Origin of the sequence: Metapseudomonas otitidis (genome assembly GCF_900111835.1) — a bacterium.
GTDB lineage: Bacteria > Pseudomonadota > Gammaproteobacteria > Pseudomonadales > Pseudomonadaceae > Metapseudomonas > Metapseudomonas otitidis.
Genome location: NZ_FOJP01000008.1, coordinates 147,115 through 165,728 on the forward strand (window position 1 = coordinate 147,115; position 18,614 = coordinate 165,728).

The following is an 18,614-nucleotide window of genomic DNA, read 5'->3' on the forward strand; positions in this document are numbered from 1 at the left end:
CTCCGGTCAGAGGTCGTAGCGCAGGGATTGCACGTAGCCGTTGCCGCTCACCGGCTTTCCGGCGCCGTCGCGGGTCAGCGGCACCACCACGTCGGCGCGCACGTCACGGTGGTCTTCCACGGCGCTGTCGATGCGGATCTGGTAGCCGGCGTCGATCAGGTTGTCCGCCACCTCGGCGCTGATTTTGAGGGTGCCGCCGCTGCCGACGCTGGCGCCGGTCAGCCCGTCGAACTCGCTGGCCTTGAGCCCGCTGCCGCGGGCCCAGTCGGTGAGGTGGCTGTAGTACTTGGCCTTCTTCCCGGCAACCCAGAGGGTCTGCTGGTACTGGCCCTGGGCATTGGTGAGGTAGACCGCGAGGTAGGCGTCGTTACCGCTGTAGTCGGTGAGGTCGGCCTGCAGGGTGACTTCGCGGGCCTGGGCGATGCCCGAGACCAGCAGGGCGCTGGCGAGGCCGGAGGTGGTGAGGAGTCTGTTCATGGCAAGGGTCCGGGTGGCGGGAGATGGACGCAGCCTGAACCCCTTGTCTGAAACCTGGCTTAAGCGGCCTGAAAAAAGTGTGAAAGGCCGTGCACGCCCCGGATGGGGCGCGCCTCAGAGGAACTCGGCGCGAATGCGGTCGAGGTCCAGCGGGTCGATGTCGCCGTCGGGTCCGAAGCGCAGGTCGGCCTCGGCGGGGTCGTCCACCTCGCTGCCACGGGCCTCGACGTGCAGCTCGAACAGGGTGTGGAGGTCCGGCGTGGCCAGGTCGCTCATGGCCCGGAGCATCAGGGCGATGCCGCTGAGGTTGTTGGCCACGTTGTTCCAGCGCGGGTAGCTACCCAGGCCGATGTCGGTCCAGATCACCTGCCGTGCCTCCAGGTCGAGGATGAAGGGCAGGCAGGTCTGCTGGTCGCTGGCCAGGTCCAGGCGGTCTTCCACGGTGCGGGCCTCGAAGGGCTCGCCGGAGTTCACCTGGTCACGGGCCATCCAGCCGGCGAAGCACTCCGGCAGGTCGCAATAGGGCTGCCGGGTGTAGCTGTTGATGCAGGTGACCACGAAGCGGATGCCGCGTGTGCGCAGCAGCTCCAGGTCCAGGTCGATGAATTCCGCTGCGCCTTTCGGGGCGTCGACGATGTCGCCGCTGTGGTGCCCGCCGTAGTGACGCAGGTTGTAAAAGGACACCACGTCGCGGTAGCCGAAGCCGCCGTCGAAGAAGGCTGCCGAGAGGTCGATGTCGGTGCGCTCGCGGCCGTTGGTCCACCAGAGGAACAGGCGGATGAAGCGGGTGTCCGGCAGCGGCAGGCGGCTGCCGCGCACCAGGGTACGCAGTGCCTTGGCGGCCGAGCGCTGGGCCAGCGGCACCTTCAGGTCCGCCAGCGCCGGATCCAGGTAGCAGCGGCCCAGCGGAGGGCGTGTGGCGAAGCGCGCCACCAGGGCCGCGCGCAGGTGCGCGATGACCTGGGTGCGCAGCGTGCCCGGCAGCGCCGGGCGTTGCTCCGGCGTGCACCAGGCGCGGGCGGCGTCGCCCTTGGGGAAGAAGGTGCGCAGCGCGGCCTGGCCGCGGTGCTGGAAATGCGCCAGGGCCTGCAGCAGCACAGCGGTGGACACCTGCTCGGCCACGCGGGCGAAGGTGGCGAGGACGTCCTCGGGTTGGTCGCCGCTGCGCAGCAGGTGGTCCAGCCGACGGGCCAGCTCACCGGGGCGTGTGCGCAGCAGGCGGGTGGCGTCGGCGCTGTGGCCCGCCGCCAGGGCCTGTTCGACGCGGCTGTTGAACCCTTCGAAGGGGCGGTCTTCACGCAGCACCTGGAAGGCGTCCCAGGCCTGAGGGAAGCGCTCGCGCCACTGGCCGGGGTGCAGGGCTTCGCCCAGGCGCTTCCAGCGTTCCTTCCAGCGCAGCATGTCTTCCACCGGCGCCGGGCAGGCTTCCAGCAGCCCCAGCAGCAGGCGCCGCTCGCGCCGTGCAAGGCCCTTGAAGCGGCAGGCCTGGGCCAGGGAGGCATCGCCCTCGCACAGGCACACGGCCAGGCGCAGCACATCGGTGGCGGTGCGCAGCTGGGCCTGGGCAAAGGCCTCGGCGCCATCGAACGGCCCATGGCGCAGCAGCAGTGCGGCGATCAGCGCGAGGTTTTCCTTGAACGGGATGCTTGCCGGCAGCAGCCGCATCACCCCCTCGCCATAGGCGCTGACGAAGGTGCGCAGGTCGTCCCGGTCCTCCACCGACAGCGAGCTGCTGGAGGCGGCCAGGCGGGTGAAGATCGCCTCGCGCTCGGCCACGCTGCCCAGGCGGATCAGCCGGGGCGCGCGGCCGTGCAGCAACGGCACGGGCGCGTCCGGCGTGGCCGGGTGTTCGCGAAGCAGGGTCAGGTAGTGCTGCACCGCGCGCTGGTACAGCGCGTACTCGGGCACCTGGCGCACGCTGCGGGGGAACTCGGGGAACAGGGGCCGGTACTGCCGGTGGGCACCGGTGAGCGCGGCCAGGGTGGTGCGCAGTTCCACCAGCACCTCGGCCAGTTGCGCCGTGGACTGGGTGGCCAGCCGCTCCACCAGGGGCTCGTCGAGCACGAAACCGAGGTTCTCCACCTCCTGCTGCACCATCACCACGTCCCTCGGGCTGGCACCGCCGGCCCCGGGCTCCAGTACGAAACGACGGCTGCGCCGCAGGAAGAGTCCGTTCACATCAGCTCCTGGAAATGAAAAGCCCACCAGGCGGTGGGCGGTGTGGAAAGCGGGCACCCTAGTTTCAGAGGTAGAAGGAAGGACGCCCATAGCCACGGCGCGATGATAGTGCGGTCCTGGCCGGCAGGAAAACCGTCGAAGTTGCGAAGCTTCGACGCCTTCGCATTTCCAGGGGCGGCGCTCTGGTGGCGCTGCCCGCGCCGCGCCATCATTGCGCGTTTTTTCGCAGGCCCTCAGGAGGGGTGACGGGATGGAGCAGGGCATGGCGTGGGAGGCGGCTTCGGGCGCCTGGTTGCACCTCGGGCAGGACGAGGCGCCGCCGCGCTGCGTGGCCTTCTGTGGCGAGGTCCCGGCGCTGTGGCTGGTGCTGCTGGGCGGTGCCCGCGAGGTGCCGGCCGTCACCCCGGCCACGGCGGGCTACCAGGTGCCGGCCATCGGCCTGCGGGTATCGCTGGAACAGGCCCTGGCCAACTGGCAGCGGTTGGGCGGGTGGCTGCGGGCGCACCCGCAGTTCTACCGCGTGCCCGCCCTGGGCCTGTGCCTGGCGGCGGTGGAGGCGTGGTTGCGGACGGCAGCCGAGGACCAGGGTACGGCCTGGCTGCAGGGTGACCTGGATGCCGTTTCCGGGCCGTTCGACCGCAACGCTCCCTCGTGCAGCGGCTTCTGGCGCTGGAATGCCGATGACCGGCTCCAGGCCCTGGCCGATGGCTTGGCGGACCTGCACCGCCTCACCGGCGTGATGGATTTCGAGGAACTGGGCGAGTGGCACCGTGGGTTCGGCTTCGGCACCCTGCGCCACCCCTGGTTCGAGGCCCTGGGGCAACTGGATGGGTTCGCCGCGTTGGAGCACCCCTTCCCGGCGCTGCCGCCCTGTGAGCCGGTGGAACATGATCCCTGGTGGGAGCACAGCTACCGGGCCCACGCCCAGGACGATCGCTGGGGCCTGGTCAACCAGGCGGACGGCACCTGGCACGAGGCCCCGCGCTGGGACGCCATCCTGCCGGACAGCCACAGCTTCATCCGCGTCTGGGTACGCCAGGGCGCGCTGTGGGGTGTGCTGCAGATCGAACCGGCGGTGGAGCTGCTGCTGGCCCCGCAATTCGACGCGGTGGTGGACAGCGCCTGTGACGACCACATGGTGGCCAGCCAGGGCGGCCTGCTGGGGCTGATGCACATTCCCAGCGGCCAGTGGCGGCTGCCGCCGCGCTTCCACGAGCTGCGCCGGGAGACCGACGAGCTGCTGCGGGCCCGGGAGGGTGCGCACTACGGCTTCCTCGACCTCGACGGTCAGTGGCGGGTGCCGCCCCGCTACCAGGACACACGGCCCTTCGGTGGCACGCTCGCCTTCGACGCCCCGGGCCTGGCCTGGGTGATGGCGGAGGGCCGCTGGGGCCTGCTGGACGAGCAGGGCCAGGAGCGCCTGGCCTGCCGCTACGACCAGGTGGAGTGGCGGCAGGAGCATGACCATCGCGGCTGGCGCGTAGGGCGGGACGGCCGCCAGGGCTGGGTCGGCATCGACGGCCGCGAGGCGGTGCCCTGCGAATGGGACGAGGTGGACTGCTACGAGCCCTACCGGCACCCCCTGCAGGCCGAGGGCATCTACCGGGTGACCCGCAACGGCCTGCACGGCCTGCTGCCGGCGCTGGGCGACTGGCACGTGGCCCCGCGCTACACGGAGATCGAACCGCTGGGGCTCGGCCAGGGGGCCGCGCCGTTGCCGGCCGACCCCTGGCGCAATGCGCCGGAGCCGGACGGCAGCCTGGCGGTGTGGATCGCCGAGGGCAGTGGCGAGCCCGGCGCGCCGGGGCTGCTGATCCGTGTGCGCGATCAGCAGGGGTGCGCGGTGATCGACGAACGCGAACGGCAGTGGGTGCCGCCGTCGCCGGGGCTGGTGGAAACCCTGGGCAACGGCAACCAGCGCTGGCTGAAGCGAACCGATGAGCAGGACCGCCAGCAGCTTTGGAGCCTGGCCCGTGGCGAGCCCGCGCTGCCCGGCTGGCACGCCGGGGTCGAGGTGCTGGAGCTGCCGGACCAGCCGCTGCTGCTGACCTTCGAACGCCTCGACGGCCCCGAGGGTTTCAGCCTGGGCCTGCGCCTGTGGCGGGAAACGGGCGAACCTGCGCTGGAGGGCTGCTTCAGCGCCCTGGCGGGCCAATCGTTCTGGCTGCCACGGCTGGACGAGGACACCCGCGAACAACTGCTCGAGGCCTGGAGCCGTGGGCAGGACGTACCGGCCGAGGCCTGGGAGGCGGGGCAGGCACAGCCCTGTTTCGTCCGCCCCGGCCAGCCCCGGCAGAGTGCCCAGGCGGCCTGGCAGGCGCGCTACCAGGCCGGCGACCTGCAGGCCGCGTTGGCCCTGTCGCGCCTGGCCGCTTCCCCCACGGAGGCCTACGCCTGGGCCCGCCGGGCTTGTGCACTGGACGGCGGCACGGGCACGCCGAGCGCGGGCGCCTGGTTGCAACTGACGCGCCTGGCGCTGCAAGGCGCGGGCGGTGATGACGCCCTGCCGGCGGCCCGTGACTGGGTGGCCCGGGTGCGGGCGTCGGAGCCTGAGCTGGACGAAGGCTTCGAGGCCTCGGCCCTGGAGGCACGCCTGTGGCTGGACCCGGCTGCAGGCCCGGTGGATGGCGCGCGGGCCCTGGCGGCGGCCGATTACCTGGTTGCGGTGACCGGCACGACCCAGGCGCTGCACCACGAGGGGCGCTACCTGCTGGGGCGCTGCCACCGTGAGGGGCAGGGCACAGCGGTGGACCTGGACGCCGCCCGCGAGCACTGGCGCATCGCGGCCGCCGACGGCCATGGCGCCGCTACCCGGGCGTTGGTGGAGCTGCTGGCCGAGCAGGCCTCGGCCGAGGACGACCAAGCCGCCGCCGAGCGCCTGTGGCTGGAGGCCCGGCAGCACGCCTGGAACTACCTGGAGCACCCCGGCGACGCCGGTGACGCGGCGGTGATCACCGCCTTGCACGGGGTCTGTGGCGAGCTGGAACTGCTCAGCGAGCCCCTCGATTGGGCGGCCGCCGAATACCACCTGTTGCAGGCCGCCGAGGCGGGCCATCTGCCTGCCATGGGCTTGCTGGCAGTGGAGGTCTATCGCCGACGCGGGAGCCCGCTGCGGGACGGTCGCCAGGCCCGTGCCTGGGCGCTGCGCCATGCCGAGGCCAGTGGCGCGCTGCCGGCGGAAGCGCCGGCCGCCTGGCGCTGGCTGCTGGGCTGGCTCCTCTGGCTGCGGGGGTGAGGCATGGGCCGCCCGGGAGGGCGGCCCGTGGGCCTCAGTAGGTGATGCACACCGACTTCAGCTCGGTGAAGCCTTCGATGGCGGCGCGGCCGAACTCGCGGCCGATGCCGGAGTGCTTGTAGCCGCCGAAGGGCAGGTTGGGGTCCACCGGGACGTGGTTGTTGACCCAGACGGTGCCGGCCTCGATGCGCGGAATGAGGTCCATCACCCGGCCCAGGTCGTTGCTCCAGATGCTCGCGGCCAGGCCGTAGGGGCTGTCGTTGACCATCTCCACGGCCTGGTCCAGGTCGGTCCAGGGCAGCACCGACAGCACCGGGCCGAAGATTTCCTCACGGGCTGGGGTCATGGACTGGCTGACGTTGGCCAGCACGGTGGGCTCGACGAAGAAGCCCGGCAGGTCCGGCTGGCCGCCGCCGATGCAGACCCGCGCGCCCTGTTCCCGGGCCTGGCCCAGGTGATGCAGGACGTGCTGCTGGTGGCGGCGCGAGACCAGTGCGTTGATCTGCGCCTCCGGGTCCAGACCGGGGCCGACCTTCATGCCGGCGACGCCGGCACAGAGCGCCTCGACGAAGGCGTCGTAGCGGCTGGCATGCACGTACAGGCGCGAGGCCGCCGCACACACCTGCCCCTGGTTGAGCAGGCCGCCGCCGATGGCGCCGGCCACGGCCTGGTCGATGTCGGCATCGGGCAGCACCAGCATGGGGTTCTTGCCGCCCAGTTCGAGGGTGAAGCGGGTCAGGTTGTCCAGCGCCGCGTGGCCGACCTTGCGGCCGACGGCGGTGGAGCCGGTGAAGGACACCTTGTTCACCAGCGGGTGGGCCACCAGGGCGGCACCGGCGTCGGCCCCGCCCACCAGCACGTTGAACACCCCGGCCGGCACCCCGGCCTGGAGCGCCAGTTCGGCCAGGCGCAGGGCGGTCAGCGGGGTCTCGTCCGCCGGCTTGATGACGATGGTGCAGCCGCAGGCCAGCGCCGGCACCACCTTCCACAGGGCGATCATCATCGGGAAGTTCCACGGCACGATGCCGGCCACCACCCCGGCCGGCTCGCGGCGGGTGTAGGCGTTGAAGCGCGCACCGGCGGGCACGGGGATGGACACGTCGAGGGTCTGGCCTTCGATCTTGGTGGCCCAGCCGGCCATGTAGCGCATGTAGTTCACCGAGGCGCCCACTTCCACCGCGCGGGCCAGGTGGATGGATTTGCCCTGGTTGAGGGTTTCCAGCTGGGCCAGTTCCTCGCCGTGGGCCTCCACCAGGTCGGCGAAGCGCAGCAGCACCCGCTCGCGCTCGGCCGGGGCCAGGCGGCTCCAGATACCGGAGCGGAAGGCAGTGCGGGCGGACTGCACGGCGGCATCCACCTGGTCCAGGTCGGCCTGGACGGTCTGTGCCAGCACCTCGCCGCTGGCGGGGTTGTGGATCGGCCGCAGGGTGCCCTGGGCGGGTTGCTGCTGGGCGCCGTCGATGAACGAGGCGTGGTGGCGGGCGACGAAGGCGTCGACGGCGGGCAGGGTGGGAATCAGTGCGTGGCTCACGGGCGGCTCCGGGTTCGAGGCAGTTCAGGGAAGGCCCGGAAAGGGCGTTCCCCAGCTTACGAACCCCGCTGTGGCCCGGCTTGACTCTGCCTGCCAGGCGCACATGACCCTGCGTGCAGGGGCGGCGCCCCGTCACCCAGCGGCAACGGTGTTGGCACGCAGGGTCAAGCCAGCCTGCGGCGGCTGGGCGATAGTGGGCCTGCCGCTCGTGGGCGGCAGGCTTTACTTCATCAGCGCTCCGTTTTTCAGTTTTTGTGCCGCCGTGTTGGTCACCGGCGGCTTTTTTTCGCCTGCGGGTTTGTAGGCACGGTGATGCGGTTCGCCGAGCTCACCGCATCCTACGGGGCGCTCTGCATCGCCTTCTTGAAGCGCCGTCAGGCGCCGCGTAGGTTGGTGGGCCGGACTGATAACCCCAAGGATGATGACCATGGCTCTCGTGCGTGTTGCCCGTTCCGATGATTTGCCGGCCGCGAGTGCGGTGTGCCTGGCGGCGTTCCGTGGCCGGGTGGCGCCGACCCTGGGGGCGGAAGGGGTGGCCACTTTCGAGGCGCTGGCGCAGCCCGAGGCGTTCGCGGCGCGGCAGGCCGGGGGCAACCGGTTGTGGGTGGCCGAGCACGCGGGGCGGGTGGTCGGGGTGGTGGAGCTGCGTGAGCAGCGGCACCTGTCGATGCTGTTCGTCGACCCGGGCTGCCAGGGGCAGGGCATCGGCCGGGCGCTGGTGCAGGCCGTGGTGCCGGCGGTGCTGGCCGAGGGGCTGACGGTGAATGCCTCGCTGACCTCGGTGGAGGCTTACCGGCGCTTCGGTTTCACCTGCACGGGCGAGGTGTTCGAGCAGCGTGGCCTGGTGTGCCAGCCGATGGTGCTGGCGCTGGAAGATCGCGCGCCCTGAACGCAGAAAGCCCGGCAGGGCCGGGCTTTCTCGGGGATCAGTTCATGCCGATCCAGTTGGGCAGGACCAGGGAGATCCAGGGGACGTAGGTCACCAGCACGAGGAAGCCGAGCAGGATCAGCAGCCACGGCATGGCGGCGCGGATGGTCTGGGTCAGCGGCATGCCGGTCACCGCGGAGGTGACGAACAGGTTGAGCCCCACTGGTGGCGTCACCAGGCCGATCTCCAGGTTCACCACCATGATGATGCCGAGGTGGATCGGGTCGATGCCCAGCTTCATGGCGATGGGGAACAGGATGGGCGCGAGGATCAGGATGATCGCCGACGGCTCCATGAACGCCCCGGCGATCAGCAGCACGATGTTCACCACCAGCAGGAAGGTCACCGGCGTCAGGCCGGCATCCAGCACCCAGGCAGTGATCTGCTGCGGCAGCTGCTCGGTGGTCAGCACGTGGGCGAAGAGCATGGCGTTGGCGATGATGAACATCAGCATGATCGACAGCTTGCCCGACTCCAGCAGCACCTTCGGCACTTCGCGGAAGGTCATGTCCTTGTAGACGAACAGCGCGATGAACGCCGAGTACACCGCTGCCACGGCGGCCGCCTCGGTGGGGGTGAACATGCCCGAGTAGATGCCGCCGAGGATGATCACCATCAGCAGCAGGCCCCAGATGGCACGGCGGGCGGCGGTCAGCCATTCGCGGAAGGTGGCGCGGGGCAGGGCGGGGAGGTTCTTCTTCACCGCGACGATGTAGATGGCGATCATCAGCACCACGCCGAGCATGATGCCGGGCACGACGCCGGCCATGAACAGCTTGCCCACCGAGGTCTCGGTGGCGGCGGCGTAGACCACCATGACGATCGACGGCGGGATGAGGATGCCCAGGGTGCCGGCGTTGCAGACGATGCCAGCGCCGAACGACTGCGGGTAGCCCGAGCGCACCATGCCGGCGATGGCGATGGAGCCCACGGCGGCGACGGTGGCGGGGCTGGAGCCGGAGAGCGCGGCGAACAGCATGCAGGCCATGACGGCGGCGATGGCCAGGCCGCCACGGATGTGGCCGACGCAGGCGTTGGCGAAATCGATCAGCCGGCGTGCGACACCGCCGGTGGTCATGAAGGCGCCGGCCAGCAGGAAGAACGGGATCGCCAGCAGGGTGTAGTGCTCGGAGGTCTCGAACAGCTTGATGGCCAGCGAGCGCACCGAATCCGGGCTGAACAGCATGATGGTCACGGAGCCGGCCAGGCCCAGGGACACGCCGATGGGCACGCCCATGAACATGAGCAGGAACAGCAGGAAGAACAGGAACAGGACGGTCATTTCGAGTCTTCCTTGTGCGGGCTGTCGTCGTGCTCGGAGAGCTTGACCGCTTCGGCGGCTTCATCCGCGAGGCCGAGGCCGGTCTGGCGGCCCTGCAGGATGCGCACGAGGACTTCGGCAAAGCGGATGAACACCAGGGCGAAGCCCAGGGGCAGGATCAGGCCGATGTGCCATTGCTGGATGCCGTAGTGGCCCAGGTCTTCGGCGCCGATGCCGGCGGTGAACAGGGTCTGCACCCACTCGAAGCTGGCGGTGCCCATCAGCCCGGCATAGGCCAGGCAGCACAGGCAGGCGAGGATGCCGATGATGCGCTGGGCCGGACGGGGGAACAGCTTGACCACGGCGTCCACGCCGATGTGGCCGGCGGTGCGCACGCCGTAGGCGAGGCCGAAGAAGATCAGCCAGGCGAACAGGGCCTTGGTCAGCGAGTTGCTCCAGGTCATGGCCTGGGCCATGGCGAGGATGGAGTCGCCGATGCCGAACAGGGTTTCACTGGCCGACTCCCAACGGTCCGCCAGGTTGTAGAAGAGGGTGTAGAGGTTGTTGAGGATGACGTAGACGAAGGTCACCAGCGTCATGGCCGCCAGGAGGAAGGCGATGAAGGCCTCCTCGAAGTGGTCCCAGACGCGTCGGAGGGCGTTCATGGAGATTCTCCCGATGGCAGGAAGGACGACGGATGCGGGGCCTTGCGGCCCGCACCCGTGGTGGTCTTACGGGGCCTGGTTGGCGGCCTCGGCGGCCTTGATCAGGTCGGGGCCGATCTCGGCTTCGAACTTCTTCCACACCGGCTTCATGGCTTCGCGCCATTCGTTGCGCTGCTCGGGGGTGAGTTCGATGATCTCGCTGGTCTTGGCGTCGATGATGCGCTGCTTGTCGCCCTGGTTGAGGGCTTCGGCCTGCTTGTTCACCTCTTCGGTGACTTCGACGGTGATCTTCTCCAGCTCGCTGCGGACATCAGCCGGCAGGCCGTTCCAGAACTGGGTGTTGGTGATCAGCATGTAGTCCAGCACGCCGTGGTTGGACTCGGTGATGTACTTCTGCACCTCGTGCATCTTCTGCGAGTAGATGTTCGACCAGGGGTTCTCGGCACCATTCACCACGCCCGTCTGCAGGCCCTGGTAGACCTCGGCGAAGCTCATCTTGCGCGGGTTGGCGCGCACGGCCTTGAACTGCTCTTCCAGCACGGCGGAGGCCTGCACGCGGAACTTCAGGCCGCGGGCGTCCTTGGGCTCGCGCAGTGGCTTGTTGGCCGAGAGCTGCTTCATGCCGTTGTGCCAGTAGCCCAGGCCGGTGATGTTCTTGCTCTCCATGGACTTGAGCAGCTTCTGCCCTTCGGGGCTGTGCTGGAAGCGGTCAACGGCCTGGATGTCGTTGAACAGGAAGGGCAGGTCGAACAGCTGCACCTGCTTGGTGTACTGCTCGAACTTGGCCAGGGACGGGGCGATCATCTGCACGTCGCCCAGCAGCAGCGCTTCCATTTCCTTGCCGTCGCCGAACAGCGACGAGTTGGGGTAGACCTCGACCTTCACCTTGCCGGCCAGACGCTCTTCCGCGAGCTTCTTGAACAGCAGCGCGCCCTGGCCCTTGGGCGTGTGCTCGGCGACGACGTGGGAGAACTTGATGACGATGGGGTCAGCCGCATGGGCCAGACCGGCGGCGCCCAGTGCGAGTGCACAGGCGAGGGCTTTCAGAGCAGGTTTGAACATGGGATGCATCCTCTTGTTGTTCTGGGTTGGAACGGTCGTTCCATCATTCCTTTGGAGACAACAAGAGAGTCTAGGCGCCATCCCCGGGGTTGGAGGTGGTGCAAAGGGCGCGGCTTGACTGTCGTTCTTGTTGGCTCGCGGCCTCAGGTGGAGCAAGGGATGTGCCAGGGGGTGGCGGGACGGGAAGGCGCGGGGACGCTGGGCTGTACGTCAGGGGTGGAGTGTGTTGTGGCGGAAACCCGCCAGATTTGTTCATTTGCGTGGCGGATTTCCGCCATGTAGAGGCGCGGAGCGGCTGGCCGCTCCGCGCTGCTTTCAGAACATCACGGCCAGGGTCAGTTGGCTGTAGACGTTGGTGCCGTTGCCGCCGACCTGGTTGCCGCCGCTGGTTTCGTCACGGTCGGGGCGGTAGAGGCCGACCAGGGGGCTGATCAGCAGGTGGTCGTTGACCGCCCACTCCAGGTACAGGTCCAGCTCGCGGCCGTCGAGGTTGAGCTGCTCGTGGCGGTCCAGGGTGTTGAAGTCGAAGTACAGGACGCCGAGGGTGAGGTTCTCCAGGGGCTTGGCCTTCAGGCCGACATGGTGGATGCCGGTGTTGCGATTGAACGGGCCGGCGTAGTTGGAGGCCACTTCGCCCTGGAACCAGGTGCCGTAGCCGCTGGAGAAGCCGTTGAACATCGAGTCCCAGTCCTGGGAATAGCGGCTGTAGCGGTAGGTGAGCTTGGGTGCCCAGGCGACGTCGGCGAAGGTGTAGCCGGCCTCGGTGTACCAGGCGGTTTCGCGGCCGGCGTCCTTGTCCTGCCAGGCGTATTCGAAGCCGAAGCTGGCGTTCTCGATGCCAGCATCGCCTTCGCCGCGCAGGCTGTAGATGTCCATGCCTTCGCGCTGCTTCTGGAAGTCGCTGGCCCACTGGTCGGTGACGTCGAGGCCGTGGATCCAGGTCAGCCCCAGGGTGCCGGCCTTGCCGGTGTAGTCGAGGGTGCCGGCGGCCAGCTCGGTCTCGGCCTGGGCGCGGTTGTCGGACTTCAGCCAGAGCACGCTGCCGTGCAGGCCGTCCTGGCCGCCCAGGCGCAGCACGGCGGTGCGGTCGAAGGCATGGCGGGCGGCGATGTAGTAGGCGCCGCCGCGGTCGAGGGCGCCGTCGGCCGGGCCCTGGCCGAGGTTGGGGCCGTCGTCGTTGATCAGGAAGCCGGTGCCCAGCTTGACCACCTGGCGGCCGAAGGAGACATCGATGCCGTCCTCGCCCAGCACCGGCACCAGGTCGGCGGAGCGCCAGCCCAGGTTGGCGTCTTCGATCTTGGTGGTGCGCTCGCGGCCGAGGGTGTTGCCCGCCGGGTCGCCGTCGCCCCAGGTGGCCGAGCTGACCCAGTTGAGGGCGCCGTAGAGGGTGCCGTTGCCGGCCAGGCCCTGGGTGCCGCTGACGCCGTACTTGATGAAGCCCTCGCGCCAGGTGGAGCCGCCGGAGGTGCCGTCGTAGTTCTTGCGGTTGTTCATCATGCCGTAGACGGCCAGCAGGTCGGCGTTCAGGTGGGTGTCCTCATCGGCGTAGAACTCGTAGGCGCGCGCGCCCTGGCTGGCGGCGAGCAGGGCCGCGCCCAGGGCGATGGCCTGTGCCAGCCTGTGCAGTCGGATCGGGTGCCCCATGGTGTGTCTCCCTTGCGTGGTGTTGTGCGTCCGGGGCGTCGGCCCCGTGGTGGGTTGGCATGCCGTGGCGCGGGGCGACGGCGGGGGCATTTGTGCGCCGATGGGGCTGGGCCGTCTTGTCCGTCCCTGCCAGGCGCTTGACCGCGCCGGACGTGGCCTGGCGGATGTCAGCCAGCTACAAGAGGGGCGGCAGGCAGGGGCAAGACGCTGGCGCGGGGCGGGGGCAAAGTGACCCGGACCCTGCACCGTTGCGCCGGTTTTGCGCAGCCCGGTGGGGGCGACAGACGGGCCTGGCGATGCGCCGAATGGCTGATAGGGGAACGGGGGTTGCCTTCATGCTCTGGCCAGGCCGGTGTCACGACAAATCAGAACAACAGACTCCGAGGTTCACCCACCATGTCGCTCAATGAACAGCTCAGCGTGCACCTGAGCCGAGGCTCGGTCGGCTTCCCGACGGCCCTGGCCAGTACCATCGGCCTGATCATGGCCAGCCCGGTCATCCTCACCGCCACCATGGGCTTCGGCATCGGCGGCAGCGCCTTCGCCATCGCCATGCTGATCGCCCTGGTGATGATGCTGGCGCAGTCCACCACCTTCGCCGAAGCCGCGTCGATGATCCCCACCACCGGCTCGGTGTACGACTACATCTCCTGCGGCATGGGGCGCTTCTTCGCCATCACCGGCACCATCGCGGCCTACCTGATCGTCCACGTGTTCGCCGGCACCGCCGAAACCATCCTCTCCGGGGTGATGGCGCTGGTGAACTTCGAGCACCTCAACACCCTGGCCGAGTCGGCGGGCGGTTCCTGGCTTTTGGGCGTGGGCTTCGTGGTGGTGTTCGGCATCCTCAATGCCTTCGGCGTCAGCGTGTTCGGCAAGGCCGAGGTGATCCTCACCTTCGGCATGTGGACCACGCTGATGGTGTTCGGCGTGCTCGGGGTGCTGGCCGCGCCGGCGGTCGAGCTGGACGGCTGGTTCGGCGCCTCCCTGGTGGGCACCGATGTGGTCACCGTGCTGTCCCTGGTGGGCATGGCGATGTTCATGTTCGTCGGCTGCGAGTTCGTCACCCCGCTGGCGCCGGACCTGCGCAACTCCGCCCGCACCATGCCCCGTGCCATGGCCCTGGGCCTGTGTGGCGTGGCCTCGTGCATGTTCATCTACGGGGCGGCGATGAAGCGCCAGGTGGAGAACGTGCTGCTGGACGAGGCCACCGGGGTGCACCTGCTGGATACGCCGATGGCCATCCCGCAGTTTGCCCAGCAGGTGATGGGCGACATCGGGCCGATCTGGCTGGGCATCGGCTTCCTCTTCGCCGGGGCGGCCACCATCAACACCCTGATGGCCGGCGTGCCGCGCATCCTCTATGGCATGGCGGTGGATGGCGCGCTGCCGAAGGTCTTCGCCTACCTGCACCCGCGCTTCAAGACCCCGGTGCTGTGCATTGCCGTGGCGATGCTGATTCCCTGCGCCCACGCGGCCTACCTGGGTGGCAACGCCGACAACATCGTGCCGCTGATCCTCGCGGCGGTCTGTGCCTGGGGCACGGCCTACCTGCTGGTGACGATCTCGGTGGTGCTGCTGCGCCTGCGTCGGCCGGACCTGCCGCGTGCCTACCGCTCGCCGTTCTTCCCGCTGCCGCAGATCGTCTCCAGCGTCGGCATCCTCATCGGCCTGTGGTTCATCGCCCCGCCAGGCATGAGCCGCAGCGACGTCTACGTGCCCTTTGCCGTGATGCTCAGCCTGACCGCCGCCTACGCGCTGTTCTGGACCCTGGTGGTGCAGCGGGTGAACCCGTTCCGCCCGGTGCCGGTGGAGGAGATCCTGGCGAAGGAGTTCAGCCACGAGCCGGGCATTCACCCTGCGGAGTTCCCGGGCCATGTTGCAAAGGCTGTCTGACCGGCTGGGCTGGAACCGCGCACCCTCGGGCTACCGCCCGGGGGTGACCCTGGCCCACCTGCGGCGTGACCTGGCCGGGCTGGACTGTGAGCCGCTGGGCCCCGGCCTGGCGCGCTTCGTGACGGCGGACGGGGTGCCGTTCGAGGCCCGCGAACGCACCCAGTCCGAGCTGTTGATGCACTTGGTGCTGGTGGAGTTCTCCCTCTACGTGCCGTCCCGCGAGGAGGGCCCCGCGCGGTTGGCGCTGCGCCACACCGGCCTGGTACGTCGCGAGGGGCTGGCCATCCGCCGCATGGCGGGCCAGGGCGAGACGCTGGAGGCGCTGGTGCACGCGCTGGAAAACGACCCGGCGCTGAAGGCGGCGCTGATGCCGCTGGACTTCAAGCGCCTGGAGCTGGAACGCACGGGCAGCACCTGGCAGGTGCGCCTGGAGCACATGGGGGCCAGCGAGGTGGTCAACCGCATGCCGGCCTTCCGTCGCTACATCCGCCTCGATGGGCCGCAGCGGGCCCTGCTGCTGGATGCGTTGCAGGAACTGGCGCGGCTGCTGGCGCAGCATTGAGGGCCGACTCAGTCCTCCGGTGTGGAGGCCTTCTTCTTCATGCCCGGGATCAACACCAGCTGGCGCAGGTCCGCCACCTTCAGGTCGATGCTCTTGCCGCTGGGGGACAGCGCCAGCTCGCCCATGGCGAATACGCGGAAGTAGTCCACCTCCTCCCGCAGCAGGCTGTCGAGGTAACCCCGGAAGCGGTAGGCATCCATCTGCTCCTTGGCGATGTAGAGGAACACCGGCTTGTTGTCGATGCGGTCGTAGAACTTCAGCTTGAAGCCGCTGCCGTAGCGGTCCACCAGCAAGGCACCGCCCTGCAGCACGCGGTTGGCATTGCCCAGCCGGGCGTAGCGGATGGCCTTGAAGTAAGCGGCGAGGGGCATCTCGCCTTCACCCACCACCCGCAGGCGCATGGCCTTGAAGTCCTCGTCGGACAGCTCCAGCCGTGCCTGCCGGTAGCACTCCACCAGGCGCTCCAGGCTGCTGGTGCGCTGGTTGGCGGAGGTGCGCTGGCGGGGCGTGCCGGCGCCTTCCTGCGGCTTGGCAGGGGCGGGGTTCGGTGCGGGTTTGGTGGCTGTAGCAGGCTCCTGGCCGGCCGCGGGGCGCTCGGCCAGGGGCTCGAACACGTCGATGTAGTCGTGCAGCTTGCGCCGCGCCTGGCGCAGCCGGGCCTCGGCTTCGCTCTCGCCGGGCAGGCGGCCTTCGGCGTCCTCCTCCTCGGTGCGCATCCACTCGCAGTCGGGGGCATGGGGCGAGTGGGGGTTCTCGCGGAAGTGGGCGGCCTTGTAGGTCTCGTTCGGCTGCTTGTCGTAGTTGGCCGCCGTCACCTTGGCGCCCAGTGCGCGGCAGGCGGGGTTGGAGCAGAGGAAGTCGAAGCGGCTGCGTGGCTCCGGCAGGGAGAAGTACGCCCGCCGGGCTTCGGCGATGGACAGCACTTCGTCCAGCTGGACGCAGTAGGCGCGGGTGATGGGGGCTTTGCTGGGCATCCGAGCGGTTCCCTGGCTGGAGGCAAGAACGGCGATTATGCCGGCCCCGGCGGTGGCGGCAAACGGTCGGCTGGAGTGGGCGCCGGGTGGGTGCTAGGGTCGTGGCGTTCGTGCATTCAACAAGGAGTGAGTCATGGCATCGCACAAGCTCAAGGGTGGAAGGCCCGTCGGCAGCGCCCGCTCGAAGGGCCGGGGAGGGCAGGCCGTACCCGGCAACCGCCAGGGCCGTGCCCCGCGCAAGACCCGCTCGGGGGTGCCGGCACTGTTGATCGCCGGCGGGATCGTGCTGCTGGTGATCGGCCTCGCGGTACTGACCCGCTGAGGCGGTTGGCGTGATCCAGAAGAGCCCCGGCCATCGCGCCGGGGCTTTTGCATTCAGAGGTCGAGCAGTGACGGCGCGATACCGAGCGCCTTGGCGATTTTCTCCCGGGTGGCCTTGCGCGGCCTGCTGGCTTGCTCCTGCTGCGCGTAGGCCGGTTGGCTGATCCCGATCCGGGCGGCCACTTCTGCCTGGGACAGACCCAGGTGACGGCGCCAGGCAGCAATCGGCGTCAGCCCGTCCTTCACCATGTGGCCCACCACCTCGTTGGGCACCCGGTCGGCTTGCGGGTGGCTGGCGATGTACTGGGCGTAGGGAATGACGACGAAGGCTGGCTTGCCCTCGGCGTCGTTGATGATCTGCACATCAGTAGGTGTGTTCATCGCGCTTCTTGACCTCTTCGATACTCACGATCTGGATGCCGCCGTCCCAGTCGAACAACACCCGGTAGTGGCCGACGCGCAGCCTGTAACCGTACGCGTGATGGACGAGTGCCTTGACGTTTTGCACGTCCGGCATGAAAGCCAGTGCCTGGACCGCGTCATAGAGACGCCGCTGGTCGTTGGGGGGGATCTTGCGGAGTTGCTTGACGGCCTTCCGTGTCCACTGGATCTCATTCATCCCGACGCCACTCAATATATAAGCAATATAAGTAACGTAACAGGTGTTTTTGTCAGGCGAGCCGAAGGCGTTGTAGGGGCGTTCCGGCTCTCCATGGCGCGTCTTCCCAACGGCAGGTGCCGTTCACGCTCCCCCGGCTGGTAGCCCCCTGAACGGGCCAACATCGACTGGCACCAAACCTGCACAGGACGTGGCGTTGAGCCGCTGTTGCGCCTTCATCGATAACATGTTAACTATTCGCCGACAACAACAAGACAGCCACCCCAATGGAGGTGCCTATGAACGCCGCTCTCGCTGCCCAAGACGGTCTGGATGGCTGGAAAGCCGCGCTGCAAGCCATCTGCGGGAAGTTCGAAACCCAGATCGCCTTCAACCGCTCGCTGTTCATCGGCGACATCTCGCTGCGTGATCATTCCGGCCTCACGATGGCGCACCTGCGCACCAATGCCGGGCTCATTGCCCGCTCGTCGAACAAGGCCGACCACGACAACGACCAGCACTGCTTCCTGGTGAGCCAGCGCAGCGGGCATTCGCAGATCAGCCAGGACGGTGTGGCCATCCACCTTGCCCCCGGCGAGATGCTGCTGATGGATTCGGTCGGCTCCTGCGAGATCACCCCCTTCGGCCTGATCGAGCATTGCTCGCTGTCCCTTCCGCGCCGCGAGGTGGAGCAGGTGGTGAAGCAGCGCACCTTCGGCAAGATCCCCTCCGGCTGTTCCAGCGGGAAGATGTTGCACCTGCTGATGGACCAGCTCTGCCGCGAGGGCGAGGGGCCGGGCGAGGCGGGTGAGCGCGAGGCCATGCAGAGTGCCTTCATCTCGCTGCTGGCACCGGCCATGGCCCAGTCCGACGAGGAGCTGCCGAGCAGCGAGCCCCTGCACGGCGCCAGCCTGCGCAGCCATGTGCAGAAGCTGATCGACGACTCCCTGTCCCAGCCCAACCTCACGCCGCTGGGGTTGGCCAATCGCCTGAACATTTCCGTGCGCCACCTCTACCGGCTGTTCGAGGAGCAGGGCGACAGCGTCTGCCGCTACATCCAGCGTTCGCGCCTGCAGCGCAGTGCCGCCGACCTGGCCAACCCGACCCTGCGCAGCGAGTCCATCACCGCCATCGCCTACAAATGGGGCTTCACCGACTCGGCGCATTTCAGCCGCTCGTTCAAGAAGCACTTCGAGCGCTCGCCGAAGGACTACCGCGCCAGCGCCTTGATGGTGGCCGGCGGTCGCTGAGCCGCCGCCCCCTGAACGCACAGCGCCGGACG

17 protein-coding genes are annotated in these 18,614 nt (G+C 68.9%); 6 read left to right on the top strand and 11 right to left on the bottom strand.

The window, feature by feature from the left end; all coding sequences use genetic code 11:
* Positions 1-6: 6 nt before the first annotated feature.
* Both BM198_RS12010 and BM198_RS12015 read right to left on the bottom strand, forming a co-directional pair.
* Positions 7-477: a DUF2271 domain-containing protein gene (locus BM198_RS12010; protein WP_074970189.1), complete on the bottom strand. Its 471-nt coding sequence runs from the start codon at positions 475-477 to the stop codon at positions 7-9.
* A 114-nt stretch (positions 478-591) separates the two neighbouring features.
* Positions 592-2,655: a TerD family protein gene (locus tag BM198_RS12015; protein ID WP_074970191.1), complete on the bottom strand. Its 2,064-nt coding sequence runs from the start codon at positions 2,653-2,655 to the stop codon at positions 592-594.
* A 262-nt stretch (positions 2,656-2,917) separates the two neighbouring features.
* On the opposite strand from BM198_RS12015, the gene BM198_RS30145 reads away from it, so the two are divergent.
* Positions 2,918-5,890 carry a WG repeat-containing protein gene (locus BM198_RS30145; protein ID WP_167368463.1) on the top strand — a complete coding sequence of 991 codons (2,973 nt, stop codon included), beginning with the start codon at positions 2,918-2,920 and terminating at the stop codon, positions 5,888-5,890.
* 34 nt (positions 5,891-5,924) lie between these two features.
* On the opposite strand, the gene BM198_RS12030 is transcribed toward BM198_RS30145, so the two are convergent.
* Together BM198_RS12030 and BM198_RS29600 are read right to left on the bottom strand one after the other, a co-directional pair.
* On the bottom strand, positions 5,925-7,421 hold the full coding sequence (locus BM198_RS12030; protein ID WP_074970197.1) for an aldehyde dehydrogenase family protein: 1,497 nt from the start codon (positions 7,419-7,421) through the stop codon (positions 5,925-5,927).
* A gap of 222 nt (positions 7,422-7,643) precedes the next feature.
* Positions 7,644-7,850, bottom strand: a complete 207-nt coding sequence (locus tag BM198_RS29600) for a hypothetical protein (protein WP_139233612.1) — start codon at positions 7,848-7,850, stop codon at positions 7,644-7,646.
* On the opposite strand from BM198_RS29600, the gene BM198_RS12035 reads away from it, so the two are divergent.
* Entirely contained in the window at positions 7,849-8,310 is a 462-nt protein-coding gene (locus BM198_RS12035; protein WP_044412206.1) for a GNAT family N-acetyltransferase, read from the top strand. The genes BM198_RS29600 and BM198_RS12035 overlap by 2 nt on opposite strands.
* A gap of 37 nt (positions 8,311-8,347) precedes the next feature.
* Here BM198_RS12035 and dctM read toward each other — a convergent pair whose 3' ends face one another.
* From dctM to BM198_RS12055, 4 genes are all read right to left on the bottom strand, one after another.
* Positions 8,348-9,631 (bottom strand): C4-dicarboxylate TRAP transporter large permease protein DctM, encoded by a 1,284-nt coding sequence (gene dctM, locus BM198_RS12040; protein WP_044412203.1) that lies wholly within the window; start codon positions 9,629-9,631, stop codon positions 8,348-8,350.
* The gene (locus BM198_RS12045; RefSeq protein WP_044412200.1) at positions 9,628-10,275 is read right to left on the bottom strand and encodes a TRAP transporter small permease; all 648 of its coding nucleotides are present in this window, start codon (positions 10,273-10,275) and stop codon (positions 9,628-9,630) included. Before BM198_RS12045 ends, dctM begins: the two co-directional genes overlap by 4 nt.
* 66 nt (positions 10,276-10,341) lie before the next feature.
* The gene (dctP, locus tag BM198_RS12050; protein WP_074970199.1) at positions 10,342-11,337 is read right to left on the bottom strand and encodes a C4-dicarboxylate TRAP substrate-binding protein DctP; all 996 of its coding nucleotides are present in this window, start codon (positions 11,335-11,337) and stop codon (positions 10,342-10,344) included.
* Positions 11,338-11,652: 315 nt separating this feature from the next.
* Positions 11,653-12,981, bottom strand: coding sequence for an alginate export family protein (locus BM198_RS12055; protein ID WP_074970201.1), 1,329 nt, complete (start codon positions 12,979-12,981; stop codon positions 11,653-11,655).
* Positions 12,982-13,377: 396 nt separating this feature from the next.
* Here BM198_RS12055 and BM198_RS12060 point away from each other — a divergent pair, with 396 nt between their 5' ends.
* Positions 13,378-14,877, top strand: coding sequence for an APC family permease (locus BM198_RS12060; protein WP_044412191.1), 1,500 nt, complete (start codon positions 13,378-13,380; stop codon positions 14,875-14,877).
* A complete protein-coding gene (locus tag BM198_RS12065; RefSeq protein WP_074970203.1) occupies positions 14,858-15,439 on the top strand; it encodes a DUF3156 family protein in 582 nt (193 codons plus the stop codon). The genes BM198_RS12060 and BM198_RS12065 overlap by 20 nt, the downstream gene beginning before the upstream one ends.
* Positions 15,440-15,447: 8 nt before the next feature.
* On the opposite strand, the gene BM198_RS12070 is transcribed toward BM198_RS12065, so the two are convergent.
* Positions 15,448-16,413 (bottom strand): hypothetical protein, encoded by a 966-nt coding sequence (locus tag BM198_RS12070; RefSeq protein WP_074970205.1) that lies wholly within the window; start codon positions 16,411-16,413, stop codon positions 15,448-15,450.
* 133 nt (positions 16,414-16,546) lie between these two features.
* On the opposite strand from BM198_RS12070, the gene BM198_RS12075 reads away from it, so the two are divergent.
* Positions 16,547-16,735: a hypothetical protein gene (locus BM198_RS12075; RefSeq protein ID WP_069564123.1), complete on the top strand. Its 189-nt coding sequence runs from the start codon at positions 16,547-16,549 to the stop codon at positions 16,733-16,735.
* Between the two features lie 53 nt (positions 16,736-16,788).
* On the opposite strand, the gene BM198_RS12080 is transcribed toward BM198_RS12075, so the two are convergent.
* Both BM198_RS12080 and BM198_RS12085 read right to left on the bottom strand, forming a co-directional pair.
* Entirely contained in the window at positions 16,789-17,115 is a 327-nt protein-coding gene (locus BM198_RS12080; protein WP_074970207.1) for a helix-turn-helix domain-containing protein, read from the bottom strand.
* Positions 17,099-17,353 carry a type II toxin-antitoxin system RelE family toxin gene (locus BM198_RS12085; RefSeq protein ID WP_074970209.1) on the bottom strand — a complete coding sequence of 85 codons (255 nt, stop codon included), beginning with the start codon at positions 17,351-17,353 and terminating at the stop codon, positions 17,099-17,101. Before BM198_RS12085 ends, BM198_RS12080 begins: the two co-directional genes overlap by 17 nt.
* A 278-nt stretch (positions 17,354-17,631) precedes the next feature.
* On the opposite strand from BM198_RS12085, the gene feaR reads away from it, so the two are divergent.
* Positions 17,632-18,582, top strand: coding sequence for a transcriptional regulator FeaR (gene feaR, locus BM198_RS12090; RefSeq protein ID WP_044412177.1), 951 nt, complete (start codon positions 17,632-17,634; stop codon positions 18,580-18,582).
* Positions 18,583-18,614: the final 32 nt, after the last annotated feature.

Excerpts from the sequence above, each read along its gene's own strand:
- BM198_RS12010 (WP_074970189.1), bottom strand. The coding sequence starts at position 477 with ATGAACAGACTCCTCACCACCTCCGGCCTCGCCAGCGCCCTGCTGGTC.
- BM198_RS30145 (WP_167368463.1), top strand. The coding sequence starts at position 2,918 with ATGGCGTGGGAGGCGGCTTCGGGCGCCTGGTTGCACCTCGGGCAGGAC.
- BM198_RS12035 (WP_044412206.1), top strand. The coding sequence starts at position 7,849 with ATGGCTCTCGTGCGTGTTGCCCGTTCCGATGATTTGCCGGCCGCGAGT.
- BM198_RS29600 (WP_139233612.1), bottom strand. The coding sequence starts at position 7,850 with ATGGTCATCATCCTTGGGGTTATCAGTCCGGCCCACCAACCTACGCGG.
- dctM (WP_044412203.1), bottom strand. The coding sequence starts at position 9,631 with ATGACCGTCCTGTTCCTGTTCTTCCTGCTGTTCCTGCTCATGTTCATG.
- BM198_RS12045 (WP_044412200.1), bottom strand. The coding sequence starts at position 10,275 with ATGAACGCCCTCCGACGCGTCTGGGACCACTTCGAGGAGGCCTTCATC.
- dctP (WP_074970199.1), bottom strand. The coding sequence starts at position 11,337 with ATGTTCAAACCTGCTCTGAAAGCCCTCGCCTGTGCACTCGCACTGGGC.
- BM198_RS12055 (WP_074970201.1), bottom strand. The coding sequence starts at position 12,981 with ATGGGGCACCCGATCCGACTGCACAGGCTGGCACAGGCCATCGCCCTG.
- BM198_RS12060 (WP_044412191.1), top strand. The coding sequence starts at position 13,378 with ATGTCGCTCAATGAACAGCTCAGCGTGCACCTGAGCCGAGGCTCGGTC.
- BM198_RS12065 (WP_074970203.1), top strand. The coding sequence starts at position 14,858 with ATGTTGCAAAGGCTGTCTGACCGGCTGGGCTGGAACCGCGCACCCTCG.
- BM198_RS12070 (WP_074970205.1), bottom strand. The coding sequence starts at position 16,413 with ATGCCCAGCAAAGCCCCCATCACCCGCGCCTACTGCGTCCAGCTGGAC.
- BM198_RS12075 (WP_069564123.1), top strand. The coding sequence starts at position 16,547 with ATGGCATCGCACAAGCTCAAGGGTGGAAGGCCCGTCGGCAGCGCCCGC.
- BM198_RS12080 (WP_074970207.1), bottom strand. The coding sequence starts at position 17,115 with ATGAACACACCTACTGATGTGCAGATCATCAACGACGCCGAGGGCAAG.
- BM198_RS12085 (WP_074970209.1), bottom strand. The coding sequence starts at position 17,353 with ATGAATGAGATCCAGTGGACACGGAAGGCCGTCAAGCAACTCCGCAAG.
- feaR (WP_044412177.1), top strand. The coding sequence starts at position 17,632 with ATGAACGCCGCTCTCGCTGCCCAAGACGGTCTGGATGGCTGGAAAGCC.